Consider the following 14,072-nt stretch of genomic DNA (forward strand, 5'->3'; position numbering starts at 1 on the left):
CGAGCGCTCATCCCCCGGTGATCGTGTACCAGACGCCGTAGGCGCCCGCCACGCACATCAGCGCGGTCGTGAACCATCCGATCGTGGCGGCGAGCTTTCCGTTGCGGTACTCGCCCATGATCTCCCTGTCGCGGGAGATCAGCATGAGGATGATCAGGAACGGCCCCGCGGCTATCCCGTTGACGATGGCGCTGAGCACCAGGAGCCCGATCGGATCGGTGTCGGCCACGGAGAGGAGTGTGCCGCCGATCATGCCCACCCCGAGCAGGACGTAGAAGAAGGGCGCCTTCCTCGGCGAGCGCTCGAGGCCCCAGTTCTTGTTCAGCAGCGCAGAGAGGCCGGCCGCCCCCGACGCTGCGAGCACCGGGACGGCGAGCATCCCGGAGCCGATGAAACCCAGTGCGAAGAGCACACCCGCGAAGTCGCCCGCGATCGGCTCGAGGGCCTTTGCAGCCTCAGCGGCGCTGGAGACGGTCTTGTGGTGCGCGCCGAGGGTCGCGGCCGATGAGGCGACGATCGCGAACATGATGATGACGCTGAAGGCCATGCCGGTGAAGACATCGATCCGTCCGTTCCGCAGGCGACGGCGAGCTTCTCCGGCGGGGCGCGCGTCGAGGGGCGGCGCCTCGTCACCGCCCCTCCTCTCCTCGCGCATCTCCTCCACGCGCTGCGCCGACTGCCAGAAGAACATGTACGGAGAGATCGTCGTGCCGAGCACTCCGACAGCCAGGCCGAGGTACGCGGGCGTGAACTCGAACTGCATGCCGATCAGGCCGGTGCCCACGCTCCCCCAGTCGACATGGGTTGCGAACAGCACCCCCACGTACACCAGGAGGACCAGGCACAGCCACTTGAAGATCTTGCCGATGAGCTCGAACGACCCGAGCATGACCGTCACCAGGATCGACGCCCCGGCGATGATGCTCCACAGCCAGGCCGGGCCCGCGTGCAGCAGCTGCATCCCCTGCCCGATCGCGTTGAGATCCGCCGCGAGGTTCAGGCAGTTCGCCGCGATGAGCGCCACCACGAGTACGCCGACCGTCATGCCGACGCCCTTGCTGAAGCGGCGCCGGATGAGCCTTCCGAGACTGTCCCCGGAGGCGAGCGCCATCCGGTCGCAGATCTCCTGCACCGCCATCATCAGCGGCAGCGACAGTGGCACCGTCCACAAGAGGCCGTTGCTGAACGTGGCACCCGCCTGAGAATAGGTCGCCACGCCCGACGGATCATCATCTGCCGCGCCGGTGACGAGTCCTGGGCCCAGAACGCGCAGGAACCGGACGACGGGATTACGCGGTCGCTGAGGATCCGGCTGTCCGTCTCCCACACCGGGCTGTTCATCTGACGCGGGTGGCTGCGATTCCTCAATCGGTCGAGACATCTGACGTCCTCCCCTTCGTTCGGCGAACCGCTGCATCAGCGTGCCAGACGAGGCCGAGCGCATCGAGGGGCTTGCGCCGTGCCCCAAGCCCCGTATACAGCAGAAGACCGCCCCGAAGGACGGTCTTCTGGACGCACCCCAGCACACGGGTTTCGGCGTCTCGTGCCCCTGGCTTGGCGGGCTCTGAACCTTAGGGAACCCACTCCGTGGACCAATAGTCGACGACGAGGTTCAGGACGCTGCCCGCTGGTCGCGCAGACACCCAAACGGTGCGAGGATCCCAGAAGGTGCCGGGTACAGACATCTGTGGGGTTGCGCCCATCTCTTCCGCGAGGGCTTCCGGCGACTGTCCCGCGGGTGGCCGCACGGTGAAGGTCACCGAGCATCCTCCGCTTCCGCAGCCGGTGCTATCGCCAAGAATCTCCGCACCCTCCGGCAGCGGAACCGAGGACGCCGGTGGGACATCGCCTTCCGTTGCCATCATGGTCAGCCAAGCGACGCGTCCGCCATAGAACAACGCCAGTAGCACGGCCGTGATGATGAGCACGATCCACATCGCACGTCGTCGCCTGGCTACTCTCTGGTTCGCCGCCCACGTGGCCTGGTCGAAGGGCAGAGCCGAATCCATTCTGCGAGCCTACTGGCTGAGTCGCTGAACATCGCCCCAGGCACACCCCACGGACGGTCAAGTGCGCGAGCTCAGAGCCTCTTGACCAACGCCTAGCGACCCAATCACGCCGATGTTCGTTTCGAGGTTGCCGACGCAACCTCAGAGCGAACCCGAGTCACTCGGATCGAGGGCGCTGATCCGATGCGGTCGGCGCCCTCTATCCCGAGAGCCTGGCGAACCTCGTTTGGCGAATACGTCCCTGGCGCTTCGCGCGCGCTCCAGTTGGTTAGCGGCGTCGTCGAACTTGACATATCCCTCCGGCGCTCCGGATACTTCCCAAAGCGCCTCTACTAGTGCTCGGGCACAAGTCCGCGGCGATGACCCTCGACACCTACGCCGACCTCTTCGACGACGATCTCGACAGCGTCGCCGAACTGATGAACGCGCGCGGGCAGGCGACAGCAACAGCGGCTCTAGAGCAGTTCGGACTCACGGCCTGATCCAGGGTACGCCCAAAGTGTGCCCACGGCGCAGTTATCCATATCTCGCGCGGGCATAGAAGAACCCCCGTGTTGCGCACGCTGCGCATCGAGACGCCGTCGCTCCGCCAGATCCGCGAGGCGGCAGGACGATGACCGGCATGAACCACTGGGCGTACATCATCGGGCCTTGTTACACCCGTGCCTCCCTGGCGCGCGCTCTCGGGTGGGCGGAGAACGAGGTGTCCGAAGCAGCTTCGTCGCTCAGGGTTCTCGAGCTGCTGACCGATGACGATGTGTTGCTCTACCCGGCGTTCCAAGTTCGAGACGGACGCCTGGTGGAAGGGCTTCCTCAAGTGCTTCAGGTCCTGAACACCGGGACGCGCGGGAGGTGGACGTGGGCGCAGTGGCTGAACACGCGACTCGACGATGAGGACGGCGGCGAGCTGCCGAGCGCCATCGAGCAGCTAGCCGCCGGCGAACTCGAGGATGTGCTCCTTGAGGCCCGCGACGATGCATGGGCCTGGAGCAGCTGATCTGGACCGCCTCATCTTCACGCCGAAAAGGGAGTGAAGCTGGCGTGTAGCTTCGCACCGAGCGCAGGGGTGAGCGAGGATGATTCCGTGGCAAGCGCGAGGCCTGGTGCGGCGGTCAGCGACTGGATGGTCGCTGTGGCCGACGCGCTCCCCCACCCACGCCGACAGACCGCCCCCTACACCCTGGCGGAGGCGGTCTCCGAACTTGGCGCATACGCTCAGTCAACCGCACCATCCTCATGGACGAAGTCAAGAGCCGTGCTCGTGAACCGCGAGTCCCTACGTCACGAACTCACGGCGCAACGCGAAACCCTGGGACCGCGACTCCGCAGCCACATCGACGCCTCGTTCGATGCAGTGCATCAAGAAGAGGACCGACAGAAGCAAGTTCTCGCATCATCCGAGTTCGTTGTCAGGTGGAGGTCGGAGGCAGCCATCACCTCGGCATTCGAAGACCTATGTGAGGAAGCAAAGAACCCAGCGGCAGGCAGCCTGCGATTGCGGCAACTGGCAGAACTCATCGCTTCACAACTTGGCGCAGAGGCGACATCTCACTTCTCACCCCTGCGGGACGCCGCAGACATGCTCGTCGCCTCGGAGAAGGAACTATCGACGTGGAGGGACCTGAATCTTCCACAGCCGTTCGATGAGGCCGCGCGCGTGCGCCTAGCTCGCGAGATGCTCACCGCATCTCCGACCGGGAAAGCGGTCGTATGGGCCGTGTACTCACGTGCGACGGCATGGGGGATGCGCACAGACCTTGGCTCCGTCATCGTCCTGCGTCCGGAATGGGCGGTCCCGAACGCGTTCGACGACAACGGTGAGGATTTTCCTGAGCGAGACGAACTGCGCGAGATCCGCGAACAGGTTCGCTGGTTGAATGGCCTTCATCAGATGTCGACGGACCCGAACTACCGTCTCGCTCTCGTGCGGGTTGAGCTTGGGGAACGCCACGCCGCCGGAGCCACCGAAGACGCTCGACGACTCATTCATGCTCTCCTCGCGGTACCGGTGACGTTGGGCGGGGTCGGCTGGCGCGACACCGGCACCTCCGCGCTACTGCTGGACGGGCGTGTGCGCACGCAGTCTGTCGGCCCAATCCGGGTTGAACACCCAACGTTCGAAGATAGTTATGGGGTCGGAGCAACCGGCGAGATCCTCCATGAGATCGAGAGCCAGCTGGGCCCTGCTCTGCGCAACGCTCCCATGCCGGAACCTTTGATCGAGGTTCTGAACTGTCTCCGCGAAGCCCGGATGACAGATCACCGAGACGTGCGGTTCTACGGCGCGCGCCCAGTCAGTCCGCGGTTCGCAACGGCGCTCGAGGATCATGCGATGGAGCTCATTGCATCCGTGTTGGAGGTGCGCGCCGACCGCCTCGCTGAAGCCATGGAGCTGGGCTACGCCCATCGGCTCGCAGGCCACCGAGTCTCGAGGTTGCTCTTGTCGCCGTTCGAACATAGTTGGGTTATCGAGCAACGCGAGCATCGCGAAGAGCTTGAGCGGGCCGTTCTCGTTACGACAACGGTCGGCACATCGTTAGCATCGCGAACATGGTCGCTCACCAAGAGCAGATACGCTCCCTCACGATGACGCCCTGTCAGCGGGCCGACTTCGAAGAGGGCATTCTCATATCCACCGACCCGACGCGAGAACAGCGTCTACTTCGTCAAGCGCGTGAGGACGCCGCGCTATTGCGCGCACGGCACCGTAGAGTCCGAAACGCGGTGAACCACGGACTGCCACTCGCGCCGGCCACGCTCGGAAGCGTGCGCGACTATGCCGAGAGCACCTCCCAACACTGCTTAGACCTCGCGCTCACCTGGTTCAGCGGAACAGAATCAGGCTCGACTCTACTGAGCAAGGTGACCGACGAATGGTCGCGCCAAGTCGACCGCGCGAAGTATGGCGTCAGCTGGGCGGTACACGAGGAGAGCTCGTAACTCCCTCGTCATCTCCAGCCGGTCAGCCCCTGTGTTGTTCGTGGCGCCACCCCGGACTGAAGCCGGCGGGAGATCCTCCGCGCCGTGGCGAGGACCGCCGGCCCGTACTCCGCTTGGTCAGAGCTGCCGTGCCGGGACGCACAACGCGGCCAGTGAACGGTTGAGTGAACGTGCTCGTCACGCCAACCACTCACGTGTCCTTCCACACCCGTGGTGTCGTCGGACGAGGTGCGCTCCTCGATGGTGCCGAGCGTCGACAGGAACTGAGACCTGCTCTGACCAACGGCGGCTGGAGTCCGGTCCCGCTAGCCATTAGTCACCCGCTCGACCGCGTTCCCCCACACCCAGCAACGAACGTCTGCTCCTCCGCCCGGAACTCCACGCCTGCAGCGAGCGGCGTGGACCGGACGAGCTTCGCATAGACGCGGATCGCCTCCAGCCCGAATCGCACCCAGGCACGTACAGGCACGAACAGATACGGATAGATCGTGACGGGATGCTCGCGCAGACCAAGCTCGCGATCCGTCAATGACGGCAGCGGTCCGGCGCGGGCGGCGGCGAGGATCGCGCGGTGCTGCGCGCGCATGTCCTAATACGCCGCCAACCTCTTGCTCGACCCCACGCCGGCTCCTCTTTCCGGCCTGAACTAACGTCTAGCAATATTCGAACGTTTGTTCTACGGTTAGTCCATGCTCGCTGCCGCCGCTTCCCCTCCCGCCACCATATGGATGGTTGACGACATTCCCTCTCGGATGGTGCTCGCCGGGCGCCGTTGGCGGGTCTCCGATACCCCGACACGGTTGCTCAATTCGATCTGGTCCGCGCCGCACGAAAGACATCGCGGCCTGGACGGCTGGCCGTTTCAGGCGGGTAACGCGATGGTGTTCGATGTTTTCAAGGCCGAAGATGGCTGGCACGTACACCACAGCTACCACTGGTCACATACGTCGTCACGGACGAGTCGCACACCCATTGCCATTCGGCAAGCCGTACTGAGAATACGATGTCGCCATGCCAGAGAACCTCATCTCGACATCAGCCGATGATGACCGTGCCGACGGTGCGCCCCTCCGAACTGGGCAGACCCTGCGCTTGGGCAGCCTGGCGCCGATGTTCGATCCCTCTCGTCACCAGCTGTATTTCGACCTTCTCGAGCGGGCAATCGCTCACAACGGCAGTCGAAATATCGCGCTCACTGGTGCTTACGGGACTGGTAAGAGCAGCGTTCTTGAGCATCTCAAGGAACACCCCAGGTATCGGGATCAGACCGTAACCCTCGCGCTCTCCACTATCGCTCCGCGGGGCGAACCTGACGATGACGATGCCGCGTCACCAACTTCACAGGTGAACCTGATTCAGAAGGAGATCGTCAAGCAGCTCCTATACCGAACCGCAGTGCGAGAAGTTCCGCGAACGCGGTTCCACCGCGCGAGCGTGCCGCCCCGCTTCCGTGGACTGCGAAGCGCCCTAGTCATCGGGCTGAGCATTGCGTTGATCCTCTTCGCTCTTGGCCCACTGCATCCCCTAATCACCGGCTGGTTCGATGGGTGGTGGCGCCACGCTCTCGCGTATGCGGTAGCGACGACGCTCATCGTGGGCGCGACATGGCTTGCTGTCCTCGTCGTGCGCTCGCGACCGCTCATGAGCGCTTCGGTGAACGCGGCGATTACGACCGTGACGCTGGCTAAGAAATCAGACACGTACTTCGACGCATATCTAGACGAGATCGTCTACTTCTTTGAGGCGACTGGGACGACGCTCGTACTCATCGAGGACATCGACCGGTTCGAAGACGCCGAGATCTTCGACACCCTACGTGCGCTCAATAATCTGTTGAACGAGTCTCATCAGGTCAAGCGACGAATCGTCTTCGTCTACGCGATCCGCGACAGCGTGTTCGAGAAGATCGGCGCGGAAGTGCCCGAGATGGACGTTAGCGCGCAGCTCTCCGACCGCGCCAAGGAGGCACTGAAGCGAGCCAGCCGCACCAAGTTCTTTGACGTGGTCATTCCTGTCGTGCCGTTCATCAGCCCCGACAACGCGCGAGACGTGATGTCGAAAGCGATGAAGAGTCCGGAGTTCAAGATCAAGCCGGCGTTGATCCGACTGGCCGCGAGGCACGTCGCCGACATGCGAATGATTCACAACGTTCGCAACGAGTTCGAGGTGTACCGCCAGGAACTCGTTGTCGCAAAGCGTGCCCTTCCGGACATCAACGACAACCTGGTCTTCGCCATTGTGCTGTTCAAGAACACACATCTGTCGGACTACGAGAGCATCAGGCACCGCGAAAGCTCCTTAGACCACTTATACGTCGCATGGCGCGCTCTCGTCGCGCGAGCGCTTCCCCTGGCGACCAAACGACTCGCCGAGTATCGAACGGCTAGCCGTCCAACGCCGACCGCCGAAGAGCGAGCTCGCACCCTCGGAGAACGTCTTCATGTAATTCGGGAAGTCCTCGACGAATCAGTTCCGGGCACCCTCACGGTGGCCTTGGACCCTGAGCTCGAGGACGTCATCACGACGCCATCCGGGTGGGCATCGGTCGCTGAGAACGACGAACTCGTGCTGAGCCTGAACCGCAGCAACGGTACATCGACGGCCCTCACATTCTCTACCGAGAGCTTGACGCGTCTCCTAGAAACACCCGTCAACCCGGCTGACTGGGCTACGCAGGACAGAAAGCTCGCGGAGAGCCAGGAGCGCCACCTCGTTGAAACAGTCGCACTGTTGCGGCATCACACTTGGGCGCAACTGCATGCACGACCAGACTTGACGATCCCCGCTGACGAATTGAATCTCACAGCCGAGGAGGAAGCCCGCTTGCGGGTGATTCTAGGTGGAAGAACGGAAGCCAGCTTCGCAGACCTTGTCTCCGCCATCTTGCTGTCCGAGATGTCACGTGAGCTCGTACGCGACGGGTACATTACGTCCCACTTTGCCCTGTACGCGTCGAACTACTACGGGAAGCATCTCAGCAAGGCCGCGCGGGAGTACATCTACCGATGCATCGGCCCCGGCGTGCCCGATACCAACTATCCGCTCAGCAAGCGCGACGTTCAGCAGATTCTCCGTGAACAGAAGGCTGACAAGAACGACCGATCCGATCTCTTCAATGATGCGAGCGTCCTTAACATCGACTTCGTCGACTATCTGCTGCGGGAACGCCCCGCGGCAGCTGCTCGAGTAGGTCAGCAACTCGGACAGATGGGAGACGCGAGGCTTGAGTTCCTCGATGCCTACATGGCTCAGGGCGGTTCTCCCGGCCCGCTCCTCGCGACGATGGTTCCCCATTGGCGGGATGTAACCCACTATGCGGCGACATCGACTGCCATCGCCGACGACTCCCGCCTAGACATTCTCGATGCTGTGCTTGCAGAAATCCGGGAAGATAGTCAGGCGTCCAGCCCGCCCGTTGCAGCGTTCATCGCCGAGAACTATCGGCGGCTCACGAGCTTCTCGACTCCCGCCTCGACGGCACATGCTGCGTTCGTCGTCGGTCTGCTCGACGGTTACGGGATCCAGATCCCCGATCTGACTCCACTCTCGTCCGCCGCCCGGGACGCCGTGCTATCGCTCGGCCTGTTCCCCGTGACCATGGTCAACCTCCGCACCTTCGTGCCTAGCGGGAATATCGATCTCGCCACTCTACGTCGAACCAATCGCGACCTCTACGACCACATTCTGCAAAACGTGGCAGACTACGCGGCTTTGGCGCAATCCAAGTCACAGTCCGTCGCGACGGTGAAAAACGTCGCGCAGCTCGTATCGCTGATCCAAGACGTACACGCGGTGGACCCCGAGAAGCTCCCAGCGGTCTTCGCAGCGACGCTTCCGCTGCAGGTACCAGACCTCTCCGCGTTCGAGGTTGATGCCTGGCCTGAGATCGTTCGGGCCCAGAGGGTGGTGCCATCAGCGGTTAACGTCGCTGCGTACGTAGAGCAGTATGGTGTCGATGAACATCTCGCCAAGTTGCTGACCCCTCGCAAGATCTTGGAGCCCACGAACCTTGAGGCTGCGACGCGGGTAAAACTGGCGCATTCCATCCTGCAGGCGAAGGATGTCATCCCCTCAACTCTCGCTCGTGTGCGCACCGTGTCGACGCTGGAAACCGGCAAGTTGGATCCGTCTTCCCTCACTCCCGAGAGCGGCGATCTCGTCGCGCGGCTTCTTACCGCGCGACTGTTGGAGGACGACGCGAGCGCGTTCGGCACCGCGCTTATGGTCGACTGGCCCACGCTCGAGCGAACCATCAAATCATCGAAGCAGTTCTCCAGCTTCGTTGCCCCAGCGATCTTGCCGGCTCGCTGGATCGCGTCGTTCTTGCGTAGCAGCATTCCGGGGCAGAAGGCCCGGAATGCCGTCGTCACCGGTCTCCCGTCACTTCTGACGACGGCGACCCGAGCCGAGGCGCGCGCAATCGCATCCGTGCTTGTATCCCAAGGATGGCGCCTTCGCCCCGCACGCATAACAGCGCTGCATCAAGCAGGTGCCTGGCACGAGCAGATTGTGGCGCTCCTAGCTAACAGCGAGACGCTGGTCGACCTTGACGACGCTCGTCAGATCCTCATTGGCCTTGGAGGGGATTACGCTCGCGTTGCCAGCGGGGGTAGCGGAAGACCGAACTTCCCACACAACACCCCACATCACGAGGTCCTAAATCGGTTTGTAGGCAACACGGTCAAGCACGTTAGGGAAGAGAACTTCAAGCGTCTAGGAATCAGATACGTTGCGCGCCTACAGTAACGCCAAGCCCACCAGCTCATAGCCCGCCAGCTTTCCGCACCACACGATTGATAGGGATCACCGTTGGCGAAGGCTCCTCGCGCGCTCGCGACGAAGTACGCGTACAGAGCCTGCTGGCGCGAATCGCGGTCGGCCTCGAGGTCGGCGATGCGCTGAACCGCGACGAGACAAGACCCGCACGGCTGCTGGACATGATCGAGGGACGCTCGAAGGCCGTGTTCAAGCAGTGGCTCGCCGGGCGGCCGAACCCGTAGCGGGACGGGAGCGAGCGCGTGGCGATGGACGGGTTCACCGGGTTCAAGACCGCCGCCACGGAAGAGCTCTCGACAGCGGTCGCCGTGATGGACCCGTTCCATGGCGTCCGCCTCGCCGGGGACGATCTCCTCACAGACACGCAGATCATGCGACTGCAGCCGCTGTTCGCCAGCGCATGATCGTCGCCGACCGCGAACCCGACAAGAAGCTCGGGAGACAGCTCATGCAGGCGGTGATCGACACCATGACCAACAACGTCCCAGCAACGCTCGTCGACATCTGCAGGCTCGGCCGGACGTTGAAGCAGCGCGCCACCGACATCCTCGCGTTCTTCGACCGACCCGGCACCAGCAACGGACAAACTGAGGCCATCAACGGCCGCCTCGAGCACCTCCGCGGTTCAGCGCTCGGCTTCCGCAACTTCACGAACGGTGTCGCGAGATCCCTCGTCAAAGCCGGAGGATTCAGACCCCACCTACACTCTGGAACGCGACGAGTCACTTTGCAGTGGCGTCTCTTTGCAAGCATTCAACTAGTTCACGCGCGGTGCACCGCGACGCCGCCCGTCACCCGTTACTGCAAGATCGATGGTGGCTCGGTGTAGTTCTCAGACCGTCAACGGGCAGCCACCACGGCGCGAACTCCGGGCAAGGTCACTCGACGACCGAACAGCTTGTCGAACCAACTCATCCCAACCCCTTTGCCTATATCGCCAGTCCCGGCACACATCATCATCGTGCCCGAGACGAGAGCGAGACGGAGCTTGTTGTCCTCGTCTGCGTGGCACATGAGGCGACGTGGCGCGCCCTCAGTGCTCCTCCGTCATGCGGGCCATCGAAGACGTCGTGCGGCTCGCTGCTGCGCCTGTGATGGAAACCCCAACCGGTGCATCATCACCAACGTGAGCAATCCCACTGTCTACTGCTCAAGATCGAAGATGTTCGCGTCCCCTTCGAAATTGCTGGTGTGCGCCAACGCGTTGCGTGCACGCACTAGGTTTTTCACCCACAGGTTGACATCGTCGATGACCGTCGCCCGCGCAAACTCGTCCGGTGTTGAGGCGAGCTCACTGAGACGGTCCCGATACGTAGGTCCGTTGCGGATCTTCGCGCACAACCACGAGCGTTCCTCCTCGTCGTCCGCCGTAGGCCAGGCGTGCCCCTTCGCTGCTTCAGCTTCGCGTCGTCCCTCATGGCGAGACAGTACAGCACCGGGACCAGATTGAGCCTCGTTGTTAAGCCTCAATCTGGTCCCCAGCGGTAGCAACTTCCGCATGTTTCCGCGGACTTTCAGTGTGACAACGGCTTGTGGTGGAGCTGGGGGGAATCGAACCCCCGTCCAACGCTGAGTCTCCACGCCTTCTCCGGGCGCAGTCTGTGCAGACGTTCTACTCGGCTCCGACCTTTGTCACAGACACCTAAGTCGACAAGCCCAGCCTGGCAAGAGTCCCGTGTGACGTCCAGACGCCGTCACACAGCAAGATTCCTAGATGACGCCAGGATCCGTATCGGAATCACATACGGCCTGACGGACTATCGGGCTCGCTTAGGCAGCGAGGGCGAAGTCAGTGCGCTTGGTTTCGGCACTTATTGTTTTGCAGGGAGCGTTCACGAGATAACCCTGCATCCTCGGCCCGCTTCTCGTGGATTCACAGGCGCTGTCGAAACCGATCAGCCCCGTGGTCCTTCTCTCGAAGGAGCCGCTGTCGCACTGTGGAATTGCCAATCGGATGCTGTGCACCCGAGCCTCACAGACTACAACGATTCGAGATGCTCCGCCATTCCCGCACCTCGGCGTAGAGTCGCCGTCATGAGCGAAGTCACGATCACGGTCCGCGGCGAGCACGAAGAGCGGGTGGCGCCGGAGCGCGCGACGGTCCGGGTCTCCGTACGTGCCGAGGGCCCCGAGCGCGCCACCACCGTCGATGCCGCGATGCGCCTCGCCGAGCCGCTGCGCGCGAGCCTGAGCGCGCGCAAGGAGACGGGAACCGTTCGGGAATGGAGCAGCCGGAACTTCTCCGTCCGCGCCGAACGCCCGTGGAACGCGGACGGCAAGCGGCTCGCCCCTGTGTACTACGCGAGCATCGACTTCACGGCGACGTTCGACGAAGCATCCGAGCTGTCGATCTGGATCTCCGACATCTCGTCCTGGGACGGCGTCGAGGTCGGAGCCGTCGACTGGCACCTCACGGCAGAGACGGCGGCGAGAATCGAACGTGAGGTCGCCGCCGCCGCGGTCGGTGTCGCAGTGAGCCGCGCCCAGGCGTATGCCGGCGCGCTCGGGCTCGGGGAGATGACGCCGATCGAGATCGCCGATGCGGGGCTGATCTCCAGCGGTCAGCCACCGGCTCCCATGATGAAGGCCCGAGGCGCGAGGGCGTTCTCCGCGGATTCGGCTCCATCGATGGAGTACGAGCCCGAGGAGATCGTGGTCTCCGCGACGGTGGAAGCGCGCTTCGCCGCGCGCTGAGCGTCGCACTCGCGTTCGACGACCCGCCTGCTAGCTTCGGAGCATGTCCCAGCCGACCATGACCGGAATGCCTCTTCGCGATTACCGGATCCATCGGTATGTCAACGCGTTCTGCCCTGCGTGTCACGAGGCCGACCCCGACCGCCCCCTGTCGGAGGTCAAGCGGCTGTCGGGCTGGCTGGCCGATCGCGACGGCACGATCTGGCTCGAGCGCGGATGCCGCGAGCACGGCCTTCAGCGCACTCTCTACGACGAGTCCTCCGAGATCCTCCGCTATCTGGAGCAGTGGACGGCCCCCACCAAGGTGCACTCCCCCGATGTCTCCGGCAACTTCGCTCCGGTCCCGGAAGCGTATCTCGACGGCCTTCCCGAGATGCAGACGCAGCACACCTGCATCCTGCTCGCCGATATCACCGATCACTGCAACCTCAAGTGCCCGACCTGCTTCGCCGAGTCCAGTCCTGCGGCCAGCGCGGTGGCGCCGCTCGACCAGGTGCTCGCGTCTGTCGATGCGAAACTGGCACGGGAGAACGACCGCATCGACGTCTTGATGCTCTCCGGCGGAGAGCCGACGCTCTATCCCTGGCTCGAGCAGCTCCTCGAGCACCTCGTCGCCCGCCCGGTGGTTCGGATCCTGATCAACTCCAACGGCTTGCGCATCGCCAACGACGACGATTTCCTGGCCGTGCTGAAGAAGCATCGCGAGCGCGTCGAGATCTACCTGCAGTACGACGGCGAGGAGCCGGAGACGTCGCGGTTCCACCGCGGCGCGGACATCCGTCACTTCAAGCAGCGCGCGCTCGCGAGGCTGTCGGACGCGGGCATCTTCACCACCCTCACGATGACCGCCGCGCTCGGCGTCAACGACCACGAGATCGGCGCCGTCATCCGACGCGCGATGAGCACGCCGTACGTCGGCGGCGTGACCATCCAGCCCGTTTTCGGCTCAGGGCGATCCAGCGGCATCGACGTGACGGACCGGCTGACGCACACCGGAGTCCTCGCACGGCTCGGCCCCCAGACCGAGGGAGAGGTCACCTGGCGGGATCTCACCGCCCTCCCCTGCAGCCACCCGCACTGCTGCTCTGTCGGGTATCTGCTGCGTGACGATTCCGACACCTGGCGTTCGCTCACCTCTCTCGTCGGCCACGAGCAGCTCAAGGAGTTCCTCGATCTCAACCCGGATCTGATCGCCAACCGCATCGCGGACAGCAACATCAATCGAGCCCTCAAAGACAGCGTCAAGCAGTCGCTGCTCGACCTGCTGAGCGAGCAGTCGTCGCTGTCGCATCCGTCCATCGGCTCGCTGTGGAAGGACATCTGCGCCGGGTGCGATCTCGGCATCGGCACGCTCACGAAGCTCGCGACCGCTGCTCTGCCGGGTCAGCACAAGCGCCTTCGCCAGTTCCTCGGTGAGCGGGTGAAGCGGATCACGGTCAAGCCGTTCATGGACATCAACACGATGATCGAGGAGCGCCTCACCCAGTGCTGCGTGCACGTCGCCACCGTCAACGGAGACACTGCCGAGCACCAGTGCGCGCCGTTCTGCGCCGTGCAGGCGTGGAAGCCGCTGACCGATCAGAAGCTGTCGACGGCGACGGGGCGCACAGCGCTCCCGCTGGCGGGCATCACGGGGGCCTGATGACCGACTGG

General features: G+C 63.6%; 10 protein-coding genes, 1 other RNA gene and 1 pseudogene. 7 read left to right on the forward strand and 5 right to left on the reverse strand.

From position 1 onward, the window contains the following. Positions 1-7: 7 nt before the first annotated feature. Together RS84_RS16115 and RS84_RS16120 are read right to left on the reverse strand one after the other, a co-directional pair. The gene (locus tag RS84_RS16115) at positions 8-1,444 is read right to left on the reverse strand and encodes an Nramp family divalent metal transporter (RefSeq protein ID WP_082062231.1); all 1,437 of its coding nucleotides are present in this window, start codon (positions 1,442-1,444) and stop codon (positions 8-10) included. 127 nt (positions 1,445-1,571) lie between these two features. Further along, positions 1,572-2,009, reverse strand: a complete 438-nt coding sequence (locus RS84_RS16120) for a hypothetical protein (protein WP_152641856.1) — start codon at positions 2,007-2,009, stop codon at positions 1,572-1,574. A gap of 359 nt (positions 2,010-2,368) precedes the next feature. Here RS84_RS16120 and RS84_RS19635 point away from each other — a divergent pair, with 359 nt between their 5' ends. The 3 genes from RS84_RS19635 to RS84_RS19235 all read left to right on the forward strand — a co-directional run bounded on the left by RS84_RS19635 (position 2,369) and on the right by RS84_RS19235 (position 4,599). Continuing rightward, positions 2,369-2,491, forward strand: coding sequence for a hypothetical protein (locus tag RS84_RS19635; RefSeq protein WP_268748625.1), 123 nt, complete (start codon positions 2,369-2,371; stop codon positions 2,489-2,491). Positions 2,492-2,622: 131 nt separating this feature from the next. Then, positions 2,623-3,006 carry a hypothetical protein gene (locus RS84_RS16125; RefSeq protein ID WP_152641857.1) on the forward strand — a complete coding sequence of 128 codons (384 nt, stop codon included), beginning with the start codon at positions 2,623-2,625 and terminating at the stop codon, positions 3,004-3,006. Between the two features lie 87 nt (positions 3,007-3,093). Further along, the gene (locus RS84_RS19235; RefSeq protein ID WP_152641858.1) at positions 3,094-4,599 is read left to right on the forward strand and encodes a hypothetical protein; all 1,506 of its coding nucleotides are present in this window, start codon (positions 3,094-3,096) and stop codon (positions 4,597-4,599) included. 666 nt (positions 4,600-5,265) lie between these two features. Here RS84_RS19235 and RS84_RS16140 read toward each other — a convergent pair. Then, complete coding sequence (locus RS84_RS16140) at positions 5,266-5,535, reverse strand: hypothetical protein (protein WP_235281510.1); 270 nt, start codon at positions 5,533-5,535, stop codon at positions 5,266-5,268. Positions 5,536-5,960: 425 nt separating this feature from the next. On the opposite strand from RS84_RS16140, the gene RS84_RS16145 reads away from it, so the two are divergent. Continuing rightward, positions 5,961-9,695: a hypothetical protein gene (locus RS84_RS16145; protein WP_045258775.1), complete on the forward strand. Its 3,735-nt coding sequence runs from the start codon at positions 5,961-5,963 to the stop codon at positions 9,693-9,695. Between the two features lie 158 nt (positions 9,696-9,853). Further along, positions 9,854-10,440: pseudogene (locus RS84_RS19020) on the forward strand (transposase); the annotation flags it as partial. A 428-nt stretch (positions 10,441-10,868) separates the two neighbouring features. On the opposite strand, the gene RS84_RS19770 reads toward RS84_RS19020, so the two are convergent. Both RS84_RS19770 and ssrA read right to left on the reverse strand, forming a co-directional pair. After that, entirely contained in the window at positions 10,869-11,225 is a 357-nt protein-coding gene (locus tag RS84_RS19770) for a HEPN domain-containing protein (protein WP_414738823.1), read from the reverse strand. Positions 11,226-11,258: 33 nt separating this feature from the next. Beyond that, positions 11,259-11,628, reverse strand: a transfer-messenger RNA (tmRNA) gene (gene ssrA / locus RS84_RS19025). A 131-nt stretch (positions 11,629-11,759) separates the two neighbouring features. Here ssrA and RS84_RS16155 point away from each other — a divergent pair. Together RS84_RS16155 and RS84_RS16160 are read left to right on the forward strand one after the other, a co-directional pair. Continuing rightward, positions 11,760-12,419 (forward strand): SIMPL domain-containing protein, encoded by a 660-nt coding sequence (locus RS84_RS16155; RefSeq protein ID WP_045258776.1) that lies wholly within the window; start codon positions 11,760-11,762, stop codon positions 12,417-12,419. Between the two features lie 43 nt (positions 12,420-12,462). Then, entirely contained in the window at positions 12,463-14,061 is a 1,599-nt protein-coding gene (locus RS84_RS16160; protein WP_235281511.1) for a radical SAM protein, read from the forward strand. Positions 14,062-14,072 lie beyond the last annotated feature (11 nt).

This window comes from Microbacterium hydrocarbonoxydans, from assembly GCF_000956475.1.
GTDB classification, from domain to species: domain Bacteria; phylum Actinomycetota; class Actinomycetes; order Actinomycetales; family Microbacteriaceae; genus Microbacterium; species Microbacterium hydrocarbonoxydans_A.

Coding starts and splice junctions, on each gene's coding strand:
- RS84_RS16115 (WP_082062231.1), bottom strand. CDS start 1,444: ATGCGCTCGGCCTCGTCTGGCACGCTGATGCAGCGGTTCGCCGAACGA.
- RS84_RS16120 (WP_152641856.1), bottom strand. CDS start 2,009: ATGGATTCGGCTCTGCCCTTCGACCAGGCCACGTGGGCGGCGAACCAG.
- RS84_RS19635 (WP_268748625.1), top strand. CDS start 2,369: ATGACCCTCGACACCTACGCCGACCTCTTCGACGACGATCTCGACAGC.
- RS84_RS16125 (WP_152641857.1), top strand. CDS start 2,623: ATGACCGGCATGAACCACTGGGCGTACATCATCGGGCCTTGTTACACC.
- RS84_RS16140 (WP_235281510.1), bottom strand. CDS start 5,535: ATGCGCGCGCAGCACCGCGCGATCCTCGCCGCCGCCCGCGCCGGACCG.
- RS84_RS16145 (WP_045258775.1), top strand. CDS start 5,961: ATGCCAGAGAACCTCATCTCGACATCAGCCGATGATGACCGTGCCGAC.
- RS84_RS19770 (WP_414738823.1), bottom strand. CDS start 11,225: ATGCGGAAGTTGCTACCGCTGGGGACCAGATTGAGGCTTAACAACGAG.
- RS84_RS16155 (WP_045258776.1), top strand. CDS start 11,760: ATGAGCGAAGTCACGATCACGGTCCGCGGCGAGCACGAAGAGCGGGTG.
- RS84_RS16160 (WP_235281511.1), top strand. CDS start 12,463: ATGTCCCAGCCGACCATGACCGGAATGCCTCTTCGCGATTACCGGATC.